This window comes from Candidatus Margulisiibacteriota bacterium, assembly GCA_018822365.1.
Taxonomy (GTDB): Bacteria; Margulisbacteria; WOR-1; order O2-12-FULL-45-9; family XYB2-FULL-48-7; genus XYB2-FULL-45-9.
On record JAHJKL010000073.1, the window covers coordinates 19,773 to 41,665 of the forward strand.

22 protein-coding genes and 1 tRNA gene are annotated in these 21,893 nt (G+C 51.4%); 12 read left to right on the top strand and 11 right to left on the bottom strand.

Annotated features, from left to right (window positions below; genetic code table 11):
• The 3 genes from KKF06_07140 to KKF06_07150 are packed head-to-tail and all read right to left on the bottom strand — an operon-like array spanning position 1 to position 3,819.
• Entirely contained in the window at positions 1-1,572 is a 1,572-nt protein-coding gene (locus KKF06_07140; GenBank protein ID MBU1617529.1) for a bifunctional aspartate transaminase/aspartate 4-decarboxylase, read from the bottom strand.
• Between the two features lie 24 nt (positions 1,573-1,596).
• Positions 1,597-2,979 carry a [FeFe] hydrogenase H-cluster radical SAM maturase HydG gene (hydG, locus tag KKF06_07145; GenBank protein ID MBU1617530.1) on the bottom strand — a complete coding sequence of 461 codons (1,383 nt, stop codon included), beginning with the start codon at positions 2,977-2,979 and terminating at the stop codon, positions 1,597-1,599.
• Positions 2,980-3,819 (bottom strand): CPBP family intramembrane metalloprotease, encoded by an 840-nt coding sequence (locus tag KKF06_07150; GenBank protein ID MBU1617531.1) that lies wholly within the window; start codon positions 3,817-3,819, stop codon positions 2,980-2,982. It abuts the gene before it with no gap.
• A 103-nt stretch (positions 3,820-3,922) separates the two neighbouring features.
• Here KKF06_07150 and KKF06_07155 point away from each other — a divergent pair, with 103 nt between their 5' ends.
• Entirely contained in the window at positions 3,923-5,434 is a 1,512-nt protein-coding gene (locus tag KKF06_07155; protein ID MBU1617532.1) for a transglutaminase-like domain-containing protein, read from the top strand.
• 55 nt (positions 5,435-5,489) lie between these two features.
• On the opposite strand, the gene KKF06_07160 is transcribed toward KKF06_07155, so the two are convergent.
• The 4 genes from KKF06_07160 to KKF06_07175 form a co-directional block, all read right to left on the bottom strand.
• Positions 5,490-5,777, bottom strand: coding sequence for an RNA-binding protein (locus KKF06_07160; GenBank protein MBU1617533.1), 288 nt, complete (start codon positions 5,775-5,777; stop codon positions 5,490-5,492).
• A 112-nt stretch (positions 5,778-5,889) separates the two neighbouring features.
• Positions 5,890-6,354 carry a transcription elongation factor GreA gene (gene greA / locus KKF06_07165; protein ID MBU1617534.1) on the bottom strand — a complete coding sequence of 155 codons (465 nt, stop codon included), beginning with the start codon at positions 6,352-6,354 and terminating at the stop codon, positions 5,890-5,892.
• 43 nt (positions 6,355-6,397) lie between these two features.
• Positions 6,398-8,140, bottom strand: coding sequence for a ferrous iron transporter B (locus KKF06_07170; GenBank protein ID MBU1617535.1), 1,743 nt, complete (start codon positions 8,138-8,140; stop codon positions 6,398-6,400).
• Positions 8,137-8,370 carry a ferrous iron transport protein A gene (locus KKF06_07175; GenBank protein ID MBU1617536.1) on the bottom strand — a complete coding sequence of 78 codons (234 nt, stop codon included), beginning with the start codon at positions 8,368-8,370 and terminating at the stop codon, positions 8,137-8,139. The genes KKF06_07170 and KKF06_07175 overlap by 4 nt, the downstream gene beginning before the upstream one ends.
• Positions 8,371-8,469: 99 nt before the next feature.
• Here KKF06_07175 and typA point away from each other — a divergent pair, with 99 nt between their 5' ends.
• Complete coding sequence (gene typA / locus KKF06_07180; GenBank protein MBU1617537.1) at positions 8,470-10,266, top strand: translational GTPase TypA; 1,797 nt, start codon at positions 8,470-8,472, stop codon at positions 10,264-10,266.
• A 65-nt stretch (positions 10,267-10,331) separates the two neighbouring features.
• Here typA and KKF06_07185 read toward each other — a convergent pair whose 3' ends face one another.
• The 3 genes from KKF06_07185 to KKF06_07195 all read right to left on the bottom strand — a co-directional run bounded on the left by KKF06_07185 (position 10,332) and on the right by KKF06_07195 (position 12,975).
• Positions 10,332-11,243, bottom strand: a complete 912-nt coding sequence (locus KKF06_07185; protein MBU1617538.1) for a restriction endonuclease — start codon at positions 11,241-11,243, stop codon at positions 10,332-10,334.
• 177 nt (positions 11,244-11,420) lie between these two features.
• Positions 11,421-11,496 (bottom strand) — tRNA-Ala (locus KKF06_07190).
• A 129-nt stretch (positions 11,497-11,625) separates the two neighbouring features.
• Complete coding sequence (locus tag KKF06_07195; GenBank protein ID MBU1617539.1) at positions 11,626-12,975, bottom strand: TrpB-like pyridoxal phosphate-dependent enzyme; 1,350 nt, start codon at positions 12,973-12,975, stop codon at positions 11,626-11,628.
• Positions 12,976-13,140: 165 nt separating this feature from the next.
• On the opposite strand from KKF06_07195, the gene KKF06_07200 reads away from it, so the two are divergent.
• The 10 genes from KKF06_07200 (at position 13,141) to KKF06_07245 (ending at position 20,964) form a co-directional block, all read left to right on the top strand.
• Complete coding sequence (locus KKF06_07200; protein ID MBU1617540.1) at positions 13,141-13,935, top strand: dihydroorotate dehydrogenase electron transfer subunit; 795 nt, start codon at positions 13,141-13,143, stop codon at positions 13,933-13,935.
• On the top strand, positions 13,890-14,828 hold the full coding sequence (locus KKF06_07205; protein MBU1617541.1) for a dihydroorotate dehydrogenase: 939 nt from the start codon (positions 13,890-13,892) through the stop codon (positions 14,826-14,828). The genes KKF06_07200 and KKF06_07205 overlap by 46 nt, the downstream gene beginning before the upstream one ends.
• On the top strand, positions 14,828-15,592 hold the full coding sequence (locus KKF06_07210; protein MBU1617542.1) for a TatD family hydrolase: 765 nt from the start codon (positions 14,828-14,830) through the stop codon (positions 15,590-15,592). The genes KKF06_07205 and KKF06_07210 overlap by 1 nt, the downstream gene beginning before the upstream one ends.
• 63 nt (positions 15,593-15,655) lie before the next feature.
• Complete coding sequence (locus KKF06_07215) at positions 15,656-15,961, top strand: metalloregulator ArsR/SmtB family transcription factor (GenBank protein ID MBU1617543.1); 306 nt, start codon at positions 15,656-15,658, stop codon at positions 15,959-15,961.
• A gap of 13 nt (positions 15,962-15,974) precedes the next feature.
• Positions 15,975-17,084 (top strand): ACR3 family arsenite efflux transporter, encoded by a 1,110-nt coding sequence (gene arsB / locus KKF06_07220; protein MBU1617544.1) that lies wholly within the window; start codon positions 15,975-15,977, stop codon positions 17,082-17,084.
• Positions 17,077-17,481, top strand: coding sequence for an arsenate reductase ArsC (locus tag KKF06_07225; protein ID MBU1617545.1), 405 nt, complete (start codon positions 17,077-17,079; stop codon positions 17,479-17,481). The genes arsB and KKF06_07225 overlap by 8 nt, the downstream gene beginning before the upstream one ends.
• 8 nt (positions 17,482-17,489) lie before the next feature.
• On the top strand, positions 17,490-17,960 hold the full coding sequence (locus KKF06_07230; protein ID MBU1617546.1) for a hypothetical protein: 471 nt from the start codon (positions 17,490-17,492) through the stop codon (positions 17,958-17,960).
• On the top strand, positions 17,957-18,475 hold the full coding sequence (locus KKF06_07235) for a permease (protein MBU1617547.1): 519 nt from the start codon (positions 17,957-17,959) through the stop codon (positions 18,473-18,475). The genes KKF06_07230 and KKF06_07235 overlap by 4 nt, the downstream gene beginning before the upstream one ends.
• Positions 18,476-18,508: 33 nt before the next feature.
• Positions 18,509-20,029 (top strand): sodium-dependent transporter, encoded by a 1,521-nt coding sequence (locus KKF06_07240; protein MBU1617548.1) that lies wholly within the window; start codon positions 18,509-18,511, stop codon positions 20,027-20,029.
• A 215-nt stretch (positions 20,030-20,244) separates the two neighbouring features.
• Complete coding sequence (locus KKF06_07245; protein ID MBU1617549.1) at positions 20,245-20,964, top strand: hypothetical protein; 720 nt, start codon at positions 20,245-20,247, stop codon at positions 20,962-20,964.
• 23 nt (positions 20,965-20,987) lie between these two features.
• Here KKF06_07245 and KKF06_07250 read toward each other — a convergent pair whose 3' ends face one another.
• Positions 20,988-21,656 carry a class I SAM-dependent methyltransferase gene (locus KKF06_07250; GenBank protein MBU1617550.1) on the bottom strand — a complete coding sequence of 223 codons (669 nt, stop codon included), beginning with the start codon at positions 21,654-21,656 and terminating at the stop codon, positions 20,988-20,990.
• Positions 21,657-21,893 lie beyond the last annotated feature (237 nt).

A 21,893-nucleotide genomic window follows, 5' to 3' on the forward strand; every position in this document is an offset into this window, starting at 1 on the left:
TTACTTCCCCCCCCACTCTTGATGGTACTGCGCCAGCAGATCACTGACCCCACGGCCGATCTTTTCGTACGCGTCAAGCTGCAGGTTGGCCAGGGAGACCCGGATCGACATGTTGGGGGCGTCAAACCCTCCCCCGTCCAGCAAAACTACCCCTTTTTCTTCCGCCAGCCGCCAGATAAAGTCGATCGGCTCATGCTGTTCCACCAGCCAGGCCGAGAACTCTTTCCCGTAACGCTGCTCCGCCAGGGCGGGGATATCGATGGTGGAATAGTAATGGGCGTCGGCTTCGTGCCGGGGGGCCGGGATCCCAAGGTTCTTATACAGCGCTTCAAACCGTTCGCGGACAATGGATTGCGCCTCCTGTTTATAAACCCCCTTGCCATCGCACAAACAATAAAGGGAGAAAAATACCATCATCACCTGCTGGGGGGTCGAAAGCCCGGCGGTGTGATGCAGCGCCACCGAGCGGCTGTCGGCCACCATCCGGTCGATCAGCCGCATATTGTCCGGATCAAACTCCACGTGGCAATAGCGCTGACGCAGTTCTTTTAATTCTTTGCCCGGGAGCTGTTTGATCAGGCCATCCAGTACATTGTCAGACCGGAGGCCGATCACCCCCAACCGCCAGCCGGTCGCCCCAAAGTATTTGGAGAACGAATAGACCAGGATAGTGTTCCGGGGAGCGGCCGCCGCCAGGGAGCGGAAGCCGTTGACAAAGGTCCCGTAGACGTCGTCGGTCAGGATAATAAGGTCTTTTCTTTTGGTGTCGACCAGCTTCGCGATCTTGTCCAGGGACTTTTGATGCACGGCGACCGAAGTGGGGTTGGAAGGATTGACCAGGAAAAAAGCTTTTATTTTGGGATCTTCAAGCTTTTTGAGCTCGGCGTCCGGATACTGCCAGTCGTTGTTCTCATCCTGCTCAATATTGACCTCGACAAACCGGTAGTCGTTCAGCCGCGGGATCTCGATATACGGGGTAAAGATCGGGGTCCCCAGGGCGATCCTGTCCCTGACCTTGAAAAGCTTGTTCGCCTTGAGGGAATAAAAAATATAATCCATCGCCGCAGTCCCCCCTTCGGTCGCGAAGAGGTCCCATTGGCCGCCAAGCCCCATTTCCCGCGTCAAATATTGGTGGACGATCCGTTCAGAGAGAGTAAGCATCCGGTCCGGCGTCGGATAGTGGTCCCCCAATATGGCGTCGCACATCTCCAGCGTAAATTCATCGGGGTCGATCTTCATTTCGTGTTCAACATAGTCCAGGGCGGCCCGCAAAAACTTTGTTCCGTCCAGGCCCGGCCGGCTTTGCAGGAATTCCCGCAGCCGCCCGGCAATGCCGTGCTTTTCCGGAACATTCCCGATCCTGGGGCGATGGGGCCGCCGCTCCGATTCCGCCACCGCAAAAAGCAGGAACTCCGCGAACCCCTTGCGCGGGACCATTGCGACCCAGTTGGGATTCCCCCGGCCGGCGTTAAGCATGGTCTTTTCTCCCCGCTCTTTGGCCATGGCGATCAGTTTGTTCTTCAGTTCAAAGGGGCTCAACGACTCATATTTTTTTTCTTCTTTTCCGCTCATTACAACACTTCCTTTTGTTATATCCTAGAAATACAGGTCCCTTGCTCCCTGTTCCAATTGGCTTAACTTCTCTTTTGTTTTTCCGAGGGCTGGCTCATTCTTCATTTCCGCCAAATGTTCCGTTAAAACCCGCTCGCCGATCTCCCTGGTGGCAGACGATGCGTGATCCAAAAGATATTCTTTAAAGGTCAACAGGGCGTTGGGGGTGCAAAATTCGCGGATGAACCCGGTCTTGGCAAAACCCATAAAATGCTCGCCGGTCCTGCCGAGACGATAACAGGCGGTGCAAAAGCTGGGAATATGTCCGATCACGCATAGGTCGTTAATTACCTGATCAAGCGTCCGATCATCCTCGATCTGGAATTGCTCTTCGACCGCCACATGCGCCGACTGGTCCTTGTATCCTCCCGGATAGGTCCTGGAACCGGCGGAGAGTTGGGAAATGCCTAACCCAATCAGCTCGTTTCTCAATGCGGCGGATTCCCGGGTTGAGAGGATCATCCCGGTATAAGGGACGGCCAGGCGGATAATCGCCACGAGCTTCTTGAATTCATAATCAGAAACAGGGTGCGGCGGCTGATTGGCCGCGGGAGCGTTGAGTGCCGGCTCAAGCCGGGGAACCGAAATGGTATGTGGGCCTGATCTATATTCCTTTTCCAAGTGCATTGAATGAAAAAGCAAAGCCAGGACCTCAAATTTATAATCGTACAGGCCGAACAACACGCCGGCACCAAGATCGTCAATTCCGGCCTGTTGGGCCCGATCAAAAGCGGAGAGACGCCAATCATAATCGGCTTTTTTCCCCGAAGGGTGCATCTTTTTATATGTTTCCCGATGATACGTCTCCTGAAAAGCCTGGTACGTGCCGATCTTCGCCGCTTTAAGTCGTTTAAAGTCTTCTAGGGAAAGTGGGGCCAAATTAACGTTAATTCTCCGAATCTCGCCTTTTTCGGTCTTGACGGAATAAGCCCGATCGATCGCTTGCTCAATAAAATCAATGTTCGCGTATTTGGGATGCTCCCCGAAAACCATCAATATTCTTTTATGTCCCGTGTTTTCGAGGATTGTAACTTCTTCCGCCAGTTCCGGCAGGGAGAGGGTTTTGCGGATCAACCCGGTATTATCTTTGCGAAAACCGCAATAAAGACAATTGTTGACGCATTCATTCGTCACGTATAGCGGGGCAAAGAGGACCATCCGTTTACCGTATATTTGTTCTTTCACTCTACTGGCGGTCTGGAATATTTGCCCAACCAGATCTTTATCGTCGCACTGCAAAAGGGGGGCGGTCTCTTGCGGGGTCAACCCCTTCCCCTCCCCGGCCTTGGCCAGGATCTCCCTAACCAACCCCTGGTCAGGACTTTTGGCCGCGGTTAATAGCGATCCAATTCCCCGCTCATCGATCATTTACTGAAATCGCTCCGGACTCCCAAAGTTTGATTTGACAAATTCACGGGCAAGAAAAACGGCCAGGACCGAACCGGTCACAATGACCAGGCCGAGGACATAAGGCCAGTGGATCGTCAACAACCCTGGCGCTCCCTGGCCGGGACCGGTACTGCCCGAAGTGGAAAAGAACGCCACCCCGGCCGCCTTGTCATAAACCGCATGGAACAGAACACAGGGGAGAAGATTGCCGTTCAAATAAAACAGATAAGTGTAAGGGAAAGCGCCGACCGTCACAAAGATCACGGCGATCGCGGTCAACAGGATCGGATTCCCCAATCCGGCCTGGCTGTAGGTTATATAATATGAAGGGATATGCCAGAGCCCCCAAACCAGACCGGTGATCACGGTCGCCCAAACCCGGCCGTGCTTTTTGTCCAACTCCGGCAGGAGATAACCCCGCCAGCCGTACTCTTCGCCAAAAACGACCGGCGCCATAATAAGCACCATAGTGATAAAGCTGGTCAGGAATGGCCAGCTGGCGACAACCGCGAGAGCGTCGGCGTTGAATTTCCCCAAACCGGCGGCCAGGGCGATCGCGATAATTATGCCGAACCAGATCAAAGGATAGATCAGGGCAAAGATCCATGACCAGAGGCTGGTCCGGCGGGTAAAGAGGGCCGCCTGTCTTTTCCATGGGTCATTGCCGAACAGGAAAAAAACAAAAGCGAGCGCCGCCGGAACGAACATGTAAAGAGAAAGATATTTTTCCGGCAGCATTCCCGAAAACAGGACGTATTGCACGATCCAGCTCAAGACCAAAACCGCGACAATATAAGCATAAGAACGATTTTTTTTCATATTATTTCCCTCCGGATGCCCAAAAGTATAACACCAGATCAGGGGGGAAACAAACCAGCAATTGACACAATTTGCCAATAATGGGAAAATCAGGACAATGCATATGAAGCGCTTTCTAATTCTTGGCTTCTTCTGCCTTCTGATCAGCGTTATCGTCGTTAGCTGCGCCAACCCATTTGCCTCGCCGGGTGAAAAGCTTTTCACCCAAGCCAAAGAGATTGAAATGAAAACCGAATACTTCGGCGCTTTTGACCACTACCTTTCGGCAATTACCAAACTGCGCGCGGAGGGAAAAATCGGACAGGTCAATGAATGCCGCGATGCTCTGACCCGGGTCGAGAAGATCACCTCCACCTATAGCTTGAGCGAAGAAGCGGCCCGGGGAATGATCAAACAGGCTCTCCCGGATATCCCCGAAAGTACGATCGATCAGGTGATCAAAGAAGGACGCCTTCCCAGTTTAAAGATCGGAGGGACGGTCTATTATTTTGTTGATTTCCTGAACACCCTGGCCCATATCTACCCCAAGCTTCGCGGCGAGCAGTCGGCCTCGGCGCTGGGCAAAAGCACCAATTTTTTCCAGATCATGAGCCGTTATATCTACGCCAAGGATGATCTCCTTCCCGGACAAACCCTGACCAACCCGATCAGCTACCGGGCCAAAGGGGAGATCTCTATTCCCAGAAAGTCTCTTCCCGATAAAGGGCTGTATAAAGTCTGGCTCCCCCTCCCGCTGGTCACAGCGGCCCAGCAGGATATCAAACTGATCTCAATTTATCCGCGAGAATATCTGAAGTACCCGCTCAAACAGGACGGCGACCTGGGGGTCGCCTATTTTGAGATCCCGCTCGAAGAGATCAAAGACGACCTGTCGATCGGCCTGGAAATATTGTTCACCCACTACGAAGAGCGCTTCAAGGTCGACCCGGATAAGATCGGCCAATACGACCGCCAGAGCCCGTTATACAAACAATACACCGCCTCCGGTAAAAATATCGCCCTGACCCCGGCTATCAGGGCCAAGGCCCGCCAGCTCGCCGGACGGGAAAAAAATCCATATAAGATCGCCAAGATATTTTATGACCACATTGTCTGGGATCTGGACTATAGCTTCACTCCGCACCTCGCCCTTGAGGCGTTAAAAATACCGGAATCGGTTTTCGTGCAGGAACAAAGATATGGGGATTGCGGGGCACAGAGCATGTACTTCGCGGCTTTATGCCGTTCGGTCGGGATCCCGGCGCGGGCCTCCGGCGGGCTCCAGCTTTTCCCGGTCAATGATGCGGGCTGCGGCGATCACTTCTGGGCCCAGATCTACCTGCCAAACTACGGCTGGGTCCCGGTCGATACTTCGGCCGGCCAGATCGCGAAATATATGCCTCAATTGACCAGTGAGGAGCAGCATGATTTTGCCAATTACTATTTTGGGAAAATGGACCCGTTCCGTTACCTGATCCAGCACGATGTCGATCTCCCCTTGACCCCGCCTCCCGACCGGACCCTCGCCTTCGGCATGGTCCTGCAATCCCCCACCGCCCTCTGCTCCGAAATGGACCGTAATCCCGGACTGACCATAATGGACGGCTGGCAAATGACCGTCACCCCGATCCGCTAGACAAAAAAAAGGCGCCTGATGGTCTCAGGCGCCTTACAAAGTCAACTACGCAGAACTAGAAGCGTTTAAAGTCTCTGCGGCCGCCGCTGTCGCGGTTTTCGGTCCGTGGCTTGGCTTCGTTAACTGTTAGTTCACGATCGCCCCACTTGTAACCGCTCATAGCCGTTACGGCTTTCGCCATATCGTTGTCGTCCATGTCAACAAAACCAAATCCGCGGGATTTGTTCGTCATTTTATCGATCATGATCCTGGCGGAAATGACATTGCCGAATTCAGCAAACTTACTTCTGAGTTCGTCGTCAGTCGCCGACCATGGCAAATTTCCTACAAATATGCTTTTCATATTATTGAGCTCCTTATATCAGATTAAATACCATTAATAGAAACTATTAATTTCGACCTTGGTACCAGTATGACACGCTTTCCGGGAAAAGCCCAGCGAAAGATCGCCGGAGTTATGATATCTCCAAAATTTGATATTTGATCAGCCCCCGGGGAACCTCTACTTCGACCTTGTCCCCCACTTTGCATCCAAAGACCGCTTCACCGATCGGGGAATCGGTTGAGATCTTATTCTCCAGAGGATCGCTTTCCATTTCCGTCACCAGGGTGAACTCTAGTTCGCTCCCGTTATCGAGCGCTTTGACCTTTACCGTTGACCCAAGAGAGATCCCGTCCCCTTTAGGCATCTGCCCTTTCTCAACGATCGTCGCATTGGCGAGCTTGGCTTCCAGATCGCGGATCCGCATTTCGTTAAGCCCCTGTTCATCTTTGGCGGTATGATAAGCGGAATTCTCCCGAAGGTCACCATGCTCCCGCGCTTCGCCGATCACCTTTGATATCTTAACCCGGCGCTTTTTGAGCTCTTCCAGTTTCTGCCGCAATTTCTCAAAGTTCTCTTTAGTTATTAATTCTCCCATATCAAGCTCCCTTTAAAAGTAATTATCTATTATAGCAAACAAGTCAAAAGAGGTTTAAAATAAAATTCAACAGGCCGCCGACGGTCAAAGAAGTAACCAGCATGATCGCCGTCCCCTTGAGCATGTCCTTCCAGCCGAGCTCCCTGATAAAAATAATAAAGGTGGCAATGCACGGAAAAAATGTCGCCAGAACGACCGACGCGACAATCAGCTGTTTCACCGTCAGGGCCAGCGGCACCAGCATGCCGACCGCGACATCTTTTCGTAAAAAGCCGATCACGATCGCCACGATCGCCCCTTTGGGCAAACCGAGCAGGCCGCTGACGACAGGCGCGGTCACCGCGGCGATCGCGTCAAAAATATTCAAATAATAGAGCAGGTTGACGACCAGCACGCCAAGCATGATCAGGGGGAGAGCCTCGGTTATAAACTCCCTGACCCGCCACCAGGTCTTGCGGAACAAGACCCTGGGGGGAGGCCAGCGGTATGGCGGGATCTCCAGCAGAAGCTCCGGGCTGAACCCGGGGGTCAACCGGTTCATGATCATCCCTAACACCAGCCAGGTCAAACCGAGCGTTCCGTAGACGACCAAAACCGGTAAAAGCCCGTGCCGGCCCAGCAGTCCAATGATCATTGCCTGCAGGGCGGCGCAGGGGATGCCGATCGAGATCAGGGTTGAAGCGATAAAACGCTCCCGCTTGCTTTCCAGGACCCTGGTCGCCAGGATCCCCGGGACATTACAGCCAAACGAAAGGAGGGTCGGGACAATGGCAAACCCGTGCAGGCCAATGTGGTGCATCAGGTTGTCCATCAAAACCGCCAGGCGCGGCAGGTAGCCCGAATCCTCCAGCAAGCCAAGGATCAGATAAAAGGAAACTATATATGGAAGGACCATGGCAAATTCAACATAAAGCGCAGTGCTCAAGACCCCGAACGATTGGATGTAATCGATCTGGCCGGCGATCAGTTTGCCGACCAGAATGTCATGAAACAGCCCTCCCCCGCCAAGCCAGGCACTTAATTTCAGCAAGATCGGGGTCCACAAATTATTGAACACCGGGTCGGAGATATAGTTGATGATCCCCTCGCCAATAAAACGGATAACGAAAAAAGAGAAAAAGGCAATGACCAGAGCGAACGGCAAGCCGGTCTCCGGTTTGATCGTCATATCCTGGATCCGTTCCCAGATCGTATGGTGCCGGTGCTCCAGCCGCTGGGCCAGGGCGATGATCCGGCCGATATCTTCCCAGCGCTCGTCGCGGGTGTGCTTTCTTACCTTTGGCGGCCTGGCTTTATAGACCTGGCCGATCAGTCGGGCAAACCCTTCGCCGGTCACCGCCACGGTCGGCACGACCGGTACGTCAAGCCAGTCGGACAATTGCTTCAGGTCGATATGGATCCCCCGGTGCTTGGTGTCGTCCCACATGTTCATGGCGACAATGACCGGGATCTTGAGCTCCATCAGTTCCAGGGTCAGATAGAGGTTCCGCTCCAGGTTGGTCGCGTCAACCACATTGATGACCACATCCCCGGTTTTGAGCGCCGCTTTGGTCGCTTCTTTGAGGATATCGCAGGTTACCTCTTCCGCTTTGCAGTTCGGCTCCAGAGTATAGGTCCCGGGAACGTCAACCACTTCGACTTTTTCTTCCCCCAGGAGCATGTACCCCTTGCGGAATTCAACGGTTGTCCCCGGATAGTTTGAGGTAATAACTTCCAACCCGGTCAACCGGGCAAAAACCGCACTCTTGCCGACGTTGGGATTGCCGATCAGCAGGATCTTTCTCATCTCTCAACCTCAAGGATCACTTTCCCAGCCATGCCGTGTCCCAGGGCGATCTGGGTATGGCCGACTTTCACTGTGATCGGGCCAAGGAAGATCATCCCGCTGACCCTGGTCACATTCAAAGCAACGCGCAATCCCAGGGCGGCCAGCCGGTTCTTTAACTCTCCGCCCCCCCTGATCTCCTGGACAACGCCTGATTCGCCGTTGCGCATTTTTGATAATGGAATAAGCATAATATTATTATACTCCAAAACGCGACAAAAGGTTGAAATTGTTCCGCGGCGGTCACGATAGATAAGTGATCATCGTCTATCTGCTATAATGAGGAAGTCATGAAAAAGATAATCAATATCGCGATCATTGCCCACGTCGACCACGGCAAAACGACGTTGACCGACCATCTCCTCCGCCAGGGGGGAGCGTTCGGCGAGCGGGACGAAGTCGTGGAACTGGTCATGGACAGCAACGACCTGGAAAAAGAGCGCGGGATCACCATTTTTTCCAAGAACTGCTCGATCAAATACAAGGATTACAAGATCAACATCGTAGACACCCCCGGCCACGCCGATTTCGGCTCCGAGGTCGAACGGGTCCTGAAAATGGTCGACAGCGTCCTCCTGCTGGTCGACGCCCGCGAAGGGCCGATGCCGCAGACCAAGTTCGTCCTCTCCAAGTCGCTCAAGCTGGGTCTCAAGCCGATCGTCGTTATCAATAAGATCGACAAGAAAGGGCACCGGGCCCACAACGTCGTCGACGAAGTTTTTGACCTGTTCGTCAAGCTCGACGCGACCGATGAACAGCTTGATTTCCCAATCGTCTATACCATTTCCCGCGAAGGGGTCGCCAAGCACGCGCTGGAAGATACCAGTACCGACCTGACCCCCCTTTTTGAAACGATCCTTAAACATGTCCCGCCCTATCCGGACAAAAGCGCCGACCCTCTTCAGATGCAGGTGACCAACCTAGCCTATGATGATTATGTCGGAAGAATAGCGATCGGCCGGGTCAACAGCGGCCGGCTGAACAAAGGAGCCAACATCGTCGTTTGCAAGCGGGACGGCTCGGTCAAACCGGGAAAGATCACCAAGCTCCATATTTTTGACGGGTTAAAGCAGGTCGAGGTCAACGAAGCCGACTGCGGCGACATTGTCTCGGTCGCCGGAATGCCCGACATCACCATTGGCGAAACGATCACCGTTGCCGAAGATCCGCGGCCGCTCCCCCTGCTGGTCATTGACGAACCGACCCTGACGATGGAATTTATCGTCAACAATTCCCCTTTCGCCGGACGCGAAGGAAAATTTGTCACCACCCGCCAGATCAAAGAACGGCTGGAAAGAGAGCTGGAGACTAACGTCGGCTTGCGCCTGGAACCGCTCGAGAACGGCGAGGGGTTTACCGTCTCCGGCCGCGGCGAGCTCCATCTTTCAATTCTTTTAGAAGAGATGCGCCGGGAAAATTACGAGGTCCAGGTCTCCCAGCCCAAAGTAATTTTCAAGACGATCAACAATGAAAAAATGGAACCAATGGAACAGACGATCATCCAGGTCCCCGAACAGTTTGCCGGCACGGTGATCGAAAAGCTCGGTCAGCGTCGGGGAGAAATGCTCGACATGTCGAACAAGAACGGGACCATCACTCTCACCTACATGATCCCAACCCGCGGCCTGCTCGGTTTCCGGGCGGAATTTATTATGGACACCAAAGGGGAAGGGATACTGAACCACGCTTTTGCCAAATACGAACGCTTTAAAGGGGAGATCGCCCAGCGGCAGAACGGGGTCTTGATCTCCGGCAACACCGGCAAGACCGCCTCTTACGCCCTCGACAACCTTCAGCAGAGGGCCCGCCTCTTTGTTAAACCGGGAATTGAAGTGTACGAGGGGATGATCGTGGGAGAAAACTCCCGCGCCATGGACATGACGGTCAATCCGTGCAAAGAAAAAAAGCAGACCAACATCCGGGCGGCGAGCGCCGATGAAGCGATCCGGCTGACCCCGCCGATCATTTTAACCCTGGAACAGGCGCTCGAATTCATCGACGACGACGAACTGGTGGAGATCACCCCGAAAAATATCCGCCTGCGGAAAAAATTCCTCACCGAGAACGAGCGGGATCGGAATCGCTAATTAACAACTTACAATTCCACTGTTTACTCAAAAAGGAAACCAGCGACATTATCGTCGCGGTTTCCTTACTCTTCAATAAAATAGTCAGAATCTATCTTTTTAACATCATAGCTGATTACTTTTGAAACACCTATGTCGTTCTCTATCATAAGTCGCGCAAGATTTACGCCTTCAATCAAAATAACTTTATGCGTTATCGTTTTTACATACTCCAAAGCATCTTTTGTAAATCCAGAGGTAGTGATAAAAACCCCTTTATTCGCTTTTTGCCCAACCAAGCTACCAACAAAATTTCTAATTTCTTTGGAACCAACGACCCCCTCCCAACGCTTTGCTTGGATATAAATAACATCAAGCCCAAGTTTATCCTCCTTGATAATCCCATCTATTCCGCCATCACCACTTTGCCCAATTGCTTGGCCAGCATCTTTTCGAGATCCTCCATAGCCCATAGCAAGCATAAGCTCAACAACCAATTTTTCAAAAAAGCGAGGTGAGCTTTGTTTCACAAATCCCAACAATTCCTCCGACAAATCTCTCTTGATTTTTTGGTAGCCATATTCCAAAAGTTCTTGGGGTGTTTGTGTTGCGCTGAATGCCATCTCTTGTTCTTCATCTTGGTCTTTTTCCTTTTTGATATTTCTAAATCTCATGAATAAAGGAAATTGCTCAAGGAATCCCACATTGATTTCCGAAGGATTTTTTTTAAGAGTATTAAGTCCAAGATCAGTTATTCTAAAATATGCTCGCTTTGTTGATTCAAGTAGTCCAGCCTTTTTAAGGTATGTTCTTGCCCAACCAACACGATTATCAATAATATACTGTGACCCACTCGGCAAAACCTCTTTTCTATCCTGTTCGGTCAAGCTAAAATAATCGGCAATATATTCAATAGCCTCCCTTATCCCATGCTCTTTATTATCACTCGCGTATTTTAAGAGTGGAAGCATTATTGATTGATAGTCAGGTATTTTCATATTTTAATCACCCAATTAATAAATTAAACTCTTACCGACTTAACCCAAAGTTTATGGAGCCGAGGGGGATCTCCCGATGAAATCGGGATCCCGACGATTCCATCATTATTACAAATTATTGACCGTCGGGAGAACCCCTGACTGACCTTTCAACAAGCAGGCATTTCTTCAATTAGATGGTGGAGCCGAGGGGGATTGAACCCCTGACCTCTAGAATGCAAATCTAGCGCTCTCCCAGCTGAGCTACGGCCCCACAACCCGCCTGCGGCGGGTAATGACCAATTTCCAATGAACAAATGACAAATGGATTATTTTTCGGTTTCCATCTAACCGCGCAATTAATTGCGCGGTTAAACCAAACCCAGGATACCATCCCATGACATTAAACTTTAGGAACTTTTTTCAAAGCTTCTTTTATCTTCTCCATCGGGTATTCATAATCCTCGAGCTTCCCGGAAAGATAGGTGTCATATGCGGCCAGGTCAAAATGCCCGTGCCCGCTTAAATTGAAAATGATCACTTCCCCCTCTTTCGCTTTTTTCGCTTCTTCGATCGCGCAATGGATGGCGTGCGAGCTCTCCGGCGCGGGGATGATCCCTTCGGTCCGGGCGAAAAGGACCGCGTCAGCAAAACACTCGGTCTGATGATACGCCTTGGCCTCAATAACTTTATCTTTGGCCAGGTTGCTGACGATCGGGGCCATGCCGTGATAGCGCAACCCGCCGGCATGGATTCCCGGCGGCATAAAGTCATGCCCCAGGGTGAACATCTTGACCAATGGGGTCAGCCCGGCGGTATCGCCAAAATCATATTCATATAGCCCTTTGGTCAGGGTCGGGCAAGACATCGGCTCAACGGCGATAACTTTTGGATTGGTCTTTCCTTTCAACTTATCTTTCAGGAACGGAAAAGCAAGGCCGGCAAAATTGCTCCCGCCGCCGACACAGCCGATGACGACATCCGGGCTCTTTTCACCGATTGACTTAAGTTGTTCAATGGCCTCCAACCCGATAATTGTTTGATGCAAAAGAACATGGTTCAAGACCGAACCGAGAGAATATTTGGTATCTTCCCGTTTGACCGCGTCTTCCACCGCTTCGGAAATCGCCATCCCCAGACTCCCTTTGTTGTTCGGATCGCTCTTTAAGACCGCCCGGCCGTATTCGGTCAGCTCACTCGGCGAAGCGACAACGTTCCCCCCCCAGGTTTGCATCATCAGCTTCCGGTATGGTTTCTGATCAAAGCTGACCCGGACCATATAGACCTGGCATTCTAATTTAAACAAGGCACAGGCAAAGGAAAGAGCCGATCCCCACTGCCCCGCCCCGGTCTCGGTCGCGATCCTTTTGACCCCTTCTTTTTTATTATAGTAAACCTGCGCCACGGCGGTGTTCGGCTTGTGCGACCCGGCCGGGGAGACGCTTTCGTTTTTATAGTAAATTCTGGCTTTTGTTCCCAGCGCTTTTTCCAGGCTCAAAGCCCGGACCAGCGGCGTTGGCCGCCAAAGCTTGAGAATGTCGATGACTTCCTGGGGGATATCGATCCACGGGTCGATCGAAACCTCCTGCTTGATGATCTCCATCGGAAAAAGAGGGGCCAGGTCGGCCGGACCAAGTGGCTTATGGGTCGCCGGATGGAGCGGCGGCGCCAAGGGAGTTTTCAAGTCCGGAGCAATGTTGTACCAGCGGGTCGGCATCTCTTTTTCACTTAGCAGGATCTTTCTGTCGGTCATATTTATTCCCCCTAAATCCCGCGAATTCATTCACGGTTAAAGGCTATTTTAGCAAAATATTACCGGGAATGCTATTTTAACCCCAGGAAACCTGCGAATAAACTTCGCGGTTTCCTGGCACTCAAACACTACCTCCGCAGCTGCTTTTTTGCTATAATAATAGTAATGGCGACACAAGAACAGTGCCAAGTCCTCGACCATAAACAAGTTGGCCCTCGATATTTCAAGCTGACCCTCAAATCCCATTATATCTCTACCAACGGCGAACCGGGGCAATTCGTCAACGTCAGGGTAGATAACGGGACCGAGCCCCTTTTGCGGCGGCCGATCAGCCTCCATCGGATCAACAAGGAACATCAGACTTTTGAACTCCTCTACGAGGTTGTCGGCGAAGGGACCACTCTCCTGACCAAAGCGACCATCGGGAGCAAGGTTGACGTTCTCGGACCGCTCGGGAGCGGCTTCAAGCTTGACCCGGCCAAAAAGATCGCCATTCTGGTCGGCGGCGGCATGGGGATCGCCCCGCTGGCGGCACTGGCGGAAAAACTCAAAACGCTCGGCGGACGGGCGGTCTACGCTCTGGCCGGGGCTCGCGACAAAAGTTGTCTGGTTTGCGAGGATGAGCTCGCTTCCCTGGCCAACCAATCGGTTGTCGCCACCGACGACGGCAGCCAGGGCAGAAAAGGGTATGTTTCTGATCTCCTGATCGACCTGTTGAACAATACCGTGACCCAGATCCATTACCCGGAAACCGCTATTTACGCCTGCGGCCCCAAGGGGATGCTCAAGGCGGTCGCCGAGATCGCCGGCCAAAAGAAGATCGCCTGCCAACTTTCCCTGGAAGAAAAAATGGCCTGCGGGATCGGCGCCTGCCTTGGCTGTTCGGTAATGACCATCAACGGCTATAAAACCGTCTGCAAAGACGGCCCGGTCTTCGACGCGAAGGAGATATCGTGGTAGAACTTGCCGGTCTCAAATTAAAGAACCCAGTTTTAGTCGCTTCCGGAACCTTTGGCTACGGCAAAGAGTTTGCCGATTATCTCGACCTCAACAAACTTGGCGGGCTGATCACTAAAAGCGTCTCCCTGAAAGCTAAAGAAGGGAATCCACCGCCGAGGATCGTTGAAACCCCTTCAGGGATGATCAATTCGATCGGCCTGCAGAACGAAGGATTGGAAGCCTTTATAAAAAACGCCATCCCTTTCCTGGCTAAACTTGAGATCCCGGTCATCGTTAACATCGCCGGCGATACCATAGAGGAATACGCCGAACTGGCCAAACAGCTCGGCAAAGAGAAAACGGTCAAGGGGCTGGAAGTTAACATCTCTTGCCCTAACGTCAAAAAAGGGGGAATGGCTTTTGGGATCGACCCGACCGCGACCAAAGAAGTAATCAGTGCGGTCCGTAAAGCAACCACTTTGCCGATCATCGCCAAACTCTCCCCCAACGTCACCGATATTACCCTGACCGCCAAAGCGGCGGAAAACGCGGGAGCCAACGCCATTTCCCTGATCAACACCGTGGTCGGGATGGCGATCGATATCGAGACCCGGCGCTCCCGGATCGGCCGTCCGACCGGCGGGCTCTCGGGCCCGGCGATCAGACCGATCGCGGTCCGGATGGTTTATGAAGCGTCTAAAGCGGTCAAGATCCCGGTCATCGGGATCGGCGGGATCATGACCGGCTCCGACGCGATCGAATTCTTTATCGCGGGGGCTTCGGCGGTTGAAGTCGGGACCGCCAACTTTGTAGACACCGCCGCTCCTTTGCGGATCTTAAAAGAGATCAACGACTATCTCGCTAAACACGAGATCGGTGATCATCACGAACTGATCGGCACCTTCAAAGAATAATGTTCATCGACACCCACGCCCATCTGACTTACCCGGAATTCGATCTTGATCTAAACGGCGTGATCGCCCGGGCAAAAGAAGCCCGGCTGGAGGCGATCGTTAACATCGCGCTTGACGAAGAGGCCAGGCGGAAAGCCCGCTCAATTGCCGCCAAATACCCGGGCTATATTTTTACCGCGGTCGGGATCCATCCGCACGAAGCTTCGACCTGGACCAAACAGACCGAAGCCGATCTCCGCTTATATATGAAAGAAAACAAGGTGGTTGGCCTGGGCGAAATGGGACTGGACTGTCACTACAAGCTCTCCCCGCTCGAGAAACAACAGGAGGTTTTCCGCCGCCAGCTCCAGATGGCGCAAGAGCTCGATCTGCCGGCGATCATCCACTCCCGGGAAGCGGCGGAAGATACGATCAACATTATCCGCGAAGAGAACAGGAACTTAAAAGGGGTTCTGCACTGTTTCGCCGGCGACCCGGAGCTGGAACAAGCCGCTCTTGAAGCCGGTCTTTACATATCTTATACGGCCAATATCACCTATCCAAAAGCAATAATCATAAGAGAGTCGGCTTCTCGTGTCCCGCTCGAGCGGATTCTGATCGAAACCGATTGCCCCTTTCTGGCGCCGCAAATTTTCCGCGGCCAGAGGAACGAACCAAGCTACGTCATTAAGGTCGCCGAAAAGATCGCCGAGCTCAAAGGGCTTACACCGGAAGAGGTCGCGATCTCCACCACCAGGAGCGCCAAACAACTCTTTAGCGTTTGACCGCCGCCTCTCTTACGTCAACCATTATTGACATATAAACCGACCCAGGCTATACTTATTAACATGAAGAAGCGCTGTCCCTGCGTCAAAAAGGAATTAAAGGCAGTCGCGGCCACCTTAAAAACGGTCGCGGAAGATAATCGCCTCCGCATCATCTGCCTTCTGTTAAAGCACGAACTTTGCGTCTGCGAGCTGACCGAAGAGCTCGACCTGCCGCACAACCTCCTACTCCATCATTTAAAGGCGCTGACCGCGCGCGGGCTGATAAAAAAAAGGACCGCCGGAAAATATTCGTACTATTGCCTGGACCAGTCAGCCTTTTCTAAATTCAAAAAACAATTGGCGGCCTTATTTAATGGCAACCCGTGAACAGGGGACTAAGATGAATGACGGTAGAACGATAGCCCACGAAGAGAGACGTTTAAGTTTTTTCGAAAAATACCTGACGATTTGGGTTTTTCTCTGCATCGGCCTGGGAATCCTGCTGGGGAAGCTTTTTCCGCAAGCGGCGATCACCCTTGATTCGATCGCCGTCTATCAAGTATCTGTTCCGATCGCGGTCTGTCTCTTTTTTATGATGTACCCGATCATGGTCAAGATCGATTTTCACGAAGTGGTCAAGGCGGGCAAAACTCCCAAGCCGGTCCTCCTGACCCTGTTCATCAACTGGTGCGTCAAACCTTTCACCATGCTGGCGATCGCTTCTTTTTTCCTTGGTTTTCTTTTTAAAGGAGCCCTCCCCGGCACCGAACTCCTCAAGAGCGGAGAGACCGTCGAACTGTTCCGTTCATACATTGCCGGGTGTATCCTGCTGGGGATCGCGCCCTGTACTGCCATGGTCCTGATCTGGGGACATCTGGCCAGGGGGAACAACGGACACACGCTGGTCATGGTGGCGATCAATTCGCTGGCGATGCTCTTTTTATACGCGCCGCTTGGCGGCTGGCTGTTGGGAGTCAACCAGATGCCGATCCCCTGGGAGACGATCGTCCTCTCGGTCCTGATCTACGTCGGCCTGCCGCTTTTACTTGGGTATTATTCCCGGAAATGGGTGATCGCCCGGAAAGGGTTCAAATGGTTCGAAGAAGAGTTTGTTCACTATCTGACCCCGGTCTCAATTGGCGCGCTTCTGTTGACGCTCGTCCTGCTCTTTTCTTTTAAGGGCGAGTTGATCATCAACCAACCGCAGATCATCTTTTTGATCGCCATTCCGCTCTTTATCCAGACCTGCCTGATCTTTGGCCTGACTTACGCTTTGGCCAAATGGTTAAAGCTCTCCTACCAGGACGCGGCCCCTTCGGCCCTGGTCGGAGCAAGCAATCATTTTGAGGTCGCCATTGCCACGTCGACCATTTTATTCGGACTATCGTCCGGAGCATCGCTGGCAACGGTCGTCGGAGTTCTGATCGAGGTCCCGGTCATGCTCGGTTTAGTCTGGTTCGCTAAAGCTACTCGGCCAACATTATTCAGGGAGGCACACCATCATGACTGAAAAAGTAAAAATGCTGTTTGTTTGTGTCGAAAACTCCTGCCGTTCACAGATCGCGGAAGGGTTTGCAAAAAAGTTCGGCGGAGAGAAGATTGAAGCCTATTCCGCCGGGTCAAAGCCGTCGGGAGTGGTCAATCCTGACGCGATCAAGGTCATGAGCGAGATCGGGATTGATCTGTCCGGGCAAAAATCCAAGGGATTTATGGAGCTCCCCTATCAGGCTTTTGACTACATCGTCACCATGGGGTGCAAGGACACCTGTCCCTATTTCCCCGCCAGGGAAAAGATCGACTGGCAGATCGAGGACCCGAAAGAAAAAGGTCCGGATTTCTTTAGGAAAGTCAGGGACGAGATCGGGGAGAAGGTAAAAACAATAATTGATAAGCTGGAGGAGAAATAGGTGGGCAAATGTTCTTCTTAATATCGGCGGCAATTTTATGCTTCTTCCTCTCCCTGGCAGTTGACCAAAGAAAAACTATTGAGGGATTCAAGCGAGGCGTAAAGATGTTCTTGGGCCTCCTCCCTTCCCTGCTGACCGTCCTGGCCCTGGTCAGTGTTTTTCTTTACCTGGTCCCGGACGAAACGATCCTTGTCCTCCTGGGGAGCAAAAGCGGCGTGATGGGGATAGCTATCGCCGCGGTGGTTGGGTCAATCGCTCTTATCCCGGGGTTCATCGCTTTCCCAATAGCCAAGATCCTTATGGTCAAGGGAGTTTCATACCCGGTAGTGGCAGTCTTTATCACCACTTTGATCATGGTCGGAGTTTTAACCCTCCCCATCGAAATAAAGTACTTCGGCAAAAAAGCGGCGGTCATGAGGAATCTTTTAAGCTTCTTTGGCGCCTTATTTGTCGGACTGCTGATCGGAATATTTTTATGACCGGCAAAAATCATCTAAAAGCATATTTCTGGGCTGTATTGTTTGCCATTTTCATTATCGGCTCTCTGGCCCTTAGCTTTGACCCGGGCCTCAAGATCTACGCCAATTTCAGCGAGTTCTTTCTGGAAATGATCACCTTCCTGCCGCTCATGTTTTTGCTGGTCGGCCTCTTTGACGTCTGGATCCCCAAGGAAAAAATTGAAAAGCATATCGGCCATGGATCGGGGATCGGCGGAACTTTGTGGGTCATTCTTTTAGCCACGCTTCAGGCCGGGCCGCTCTACGGCGCTTTCCCTGTGGCTTATATCCTTTCCCAAAAAGGGGCGAGCGTCAGGAACATTTTTATCTATCTTGGCGTTTTCAGCGCCATGAAGCTCCCGATGCTCACCTTTGAGATCGGCTTCCTCGGCCTCAAGTTCTCCATCCTCCGCACCCTATTTTCCCTGCCGGTCTTTATCGCTATCGGTTTTATAATGGAAAGGTACCTGGACAAAGATTATAAGGTTACGGCTTGATTTTTTTCCCTCCCCTTTGCATAATATCTAAACATGGCGGAAGCGCGGCAAAAATGGGGATCAAAGCTCGGAATAATTTTGGCGGTCGCCGGGTCGGCGGTCGGGCTGGGGAACTTTCTTCGCTTCCCGGTCCAGGCGGCGCAGAACGGCGGCGGCGCGTTCCTGATCCCCTACTTCATCTCTTTTGTACTGCTCGGCATTCCGCTGATGTGGATCGAATGGGCAATTGGCCGTCATGGTGGGCTTTTTGGCCACGGCAGCGCGCCTCTCATCCTCAATCGGCTTTGGAAACACCGGCTGGCCAAATATCTTGGCGTGGTCGGGGTCTTTGGTCCGGTCGTAATTTTCCTCTATTACACCTATATTGAATCGTGGCTTCTGGGCTACGCTTTCTTCTCACTGACCGGCCAACTCTTTGCAGTCGTTACCCCGGAAGCCATGAAAGGATTTTTAAGTACTTATCAGGGGCTGGCTCCGGGAAGCAATCTCACGACCGCTTACATCTTTTTTCTTCTTACTTTTCTGATCAACTTTTATTTTATTTATCGCGGTCTGCAGGGAGGGATCGAATTATTCTGCAAGATCGCCATGCCGATCCTTTTTCTCTTTGGCTTGATCCTGGCGATCAGGGTCCTGATGCTGCCCAACATTATTGGTGGTTTCGGATTTCTCTGGAACCCCGACTTCTCGGTCCTGACCAGCGCCAAAGTCTGGATGGCGGCGGCCGGACAGATCTTTTTTACCCTAAGTGTCGGCATAGGGGTGATCTTAACTTATGCCAGCTATCTGAAAAAAGGGGATGACATCGCTCTCTCCGGGCTGACCGCCGCGTCGACCAATGAAATGGCTGAAGTCGTCCTGGGAGGCTCGATCGTTATTCCGGCCGCTTTTGTCTTTTTCGGCGCGGCCGGGGCAACCGCCGCGGCCAACAGCGGCGCCTTTAACCTTGGTTTTGTCACCATGCCGCTGATCTTCGGGCAAATTGAGTTGGGTGGCTTTTTTGCCCTCCTTTGGTTCACCCTCCTTTTTCTGGCCGGCATCACCTCTTCGGTCTCTTTATTGGCGCCGGCCGTCGCTTTTTTTTCCGATGATTTTGGCGTGACCAGAAAAAAAGCGGTCATTTGGCTGGGAGGGATCCTGTTCTTCCTCTGCCAGTTCCCGGTCTTCTTTCTGGGACAAGGCGTGGTCGATGAACTTGATTTTTGGGGCGGGACCTTCTCACTGGTCCTCTTCGGCACGATCGAGACGATCATTTTTGTCTGGTTCTTTGGGATCGAAAAAGCATGGGACGAGATCCACAGCGGGGCGGAGATGAGTATCCCCTGGTTTTACAAGCCGATCATTCGCTACGTTACCCCTGTTTTCCTGCTCTTTATTCTCGGCTTTTGGTTTTTTCAACAGGGACTTCCAGTCATCCTGATGCAAGGTGTTCCGGCGGCCAACCAACCTTATGTCCTGGCAACCCGGCTTGGCTTGATCCTGCTATTCATCGCCATCGCCTTGGCGGTCAGGATCGCTTATTATCGTAAAAAGCGGGCGGGAGAAATGGAATGAACCTTTACGGCTGGATCTTTATGATCGGTTCGTGGGGAGCGATCATTTCCCTTTGCGTCTACTGCTTCTGGCGGGTCTTCACGACCCCTGATAAAGACCTGTAGATCTCTAGCTCTTTATACTTTTCCAATCTTTCTCATGAATAAATATTAATACTTCTTTCGTTGCAATTAGTTTAATTTATTATCGATAATATTGGGGAGGAATCTTTAATAATGAGAATAGAAAAACATTTGCCAATAGGAACAATCCATTCAATAAAACCAATAAATGGTTGCAAATTCACACCGCTAGTAATTCCAGACAGATCAGTTATTACTGGATGTATCAGTGTCTGTGGTGAACAATCCGTAAAGATACTATTTCCTGAATTAGGGCTTGAAGGTTTAGTCACTAAATTAAAGAAAATGTCGCCAGAATCAGTTATTCAAGAAGCAGCAAAACTAAATGTCATTAGCACCCCTAATCCCACAAGAAGCCTAGAAAAATGGCATCAAGCAATAGATGAAGATCGCATATATTCATTAGGAGAAGCGATTGCCGAACAAATGTGCACTTGTTTTCATCGAAGCATACATTTTAATCTTCTAATGGCAAGGATGTCGATCCCTTCAACAATATTATCTGGCCTCGTAGTTGAATCTCCAGACTGCATTGATTTAGAACGAATACGTGGAGACAGACCTTCTCACTGGGGCCTGTCCAAGATCGATAAAAGAGATTATCATGGCACTAATCTTGTTTATTATAATGGTCAACATATATTTGTGGATACGGCCATGCTCATTGATGAGAAACCACTGACCAAGCCGTTTGATCATCCAGATACAAGGAACTTTCCCTTAAGCGAACCTTTACCGGACAACAGATACAGATATTACAATTTAAAAGGAAGTAGTATAGAAGTAACGGCTGACGCCTCCTGTTCGGTTTAAGGAAAGATGCACAGGCTCTGCCTCTACTGCTTTTGACGGGTCTTCACAACCCCTGATAAAGATCTGTAAACTATCAGCCGCCCTTCGATCGCCAACGAAGAAAAATCAAACTTTACCTTGATCCACTCCAACGCCTGGCGGCTATAAAAGAAGCGGTGGGTCGGGTCATTCTTGTAAAACCAGGCTGAGAAATCGATCTCCTCCTCGTACAATCTGGTCAGGCAAAAAAGGGCGCCGCCCGGTTTGATCATTTTACGAAGGTTCGCGAATTCTTTAGCCGGGGAGCGAAAATGCTCGATCACTTCGGAGCAGGCGATATAGTCGTAGTTTCGGCTCAAAAGTTCCCGGTTATCGTCATAAAATGGGTCATACGAAGCCGCATCATACCCTTTTTCCCGCAAAAGAGTTGAAACGATCGCGCCGGGACCAGAGCCAAAATCAAGTCCCCGGTCTCCCGGCTTAAAGCGCTCGGTTATTGCCGTTATTATCGGGGAGACATACTCCCGATAATCTGGATCGGTCGGGTCGTTACAGTGCAAATCATAGCGTTTTTTCTCTTCGGCTGGCGTGAGGTCATTCTCCGAATCACGAAAGACTGACCGACAACCACCGCATTTATAGAATACAGTTCCTTGGTGTTCTTGAAAAAAAACGGCAATTGAAGCACAAAGGGGGCAGGAAGAAGTTTTCATACATTATTCTACTACTTTGCGGTAGCCGCTCTTAACACTGGGACAAACCACTCATTAAGCCAGGAAACCGTCCCGATCCGATCGGGACAGGTTTTCGTTTTAGTCCACAGTTGTTAGTTGTAAGTTATCCTAAAAGTTTATACACTAACATCGCTGGCCAGACGATCGCCTTCAATATGCCAAGTACCCCGTTCCAAAAAGAGGTGGAGTGCTGAATATAATAAACTAAAGCGCCAA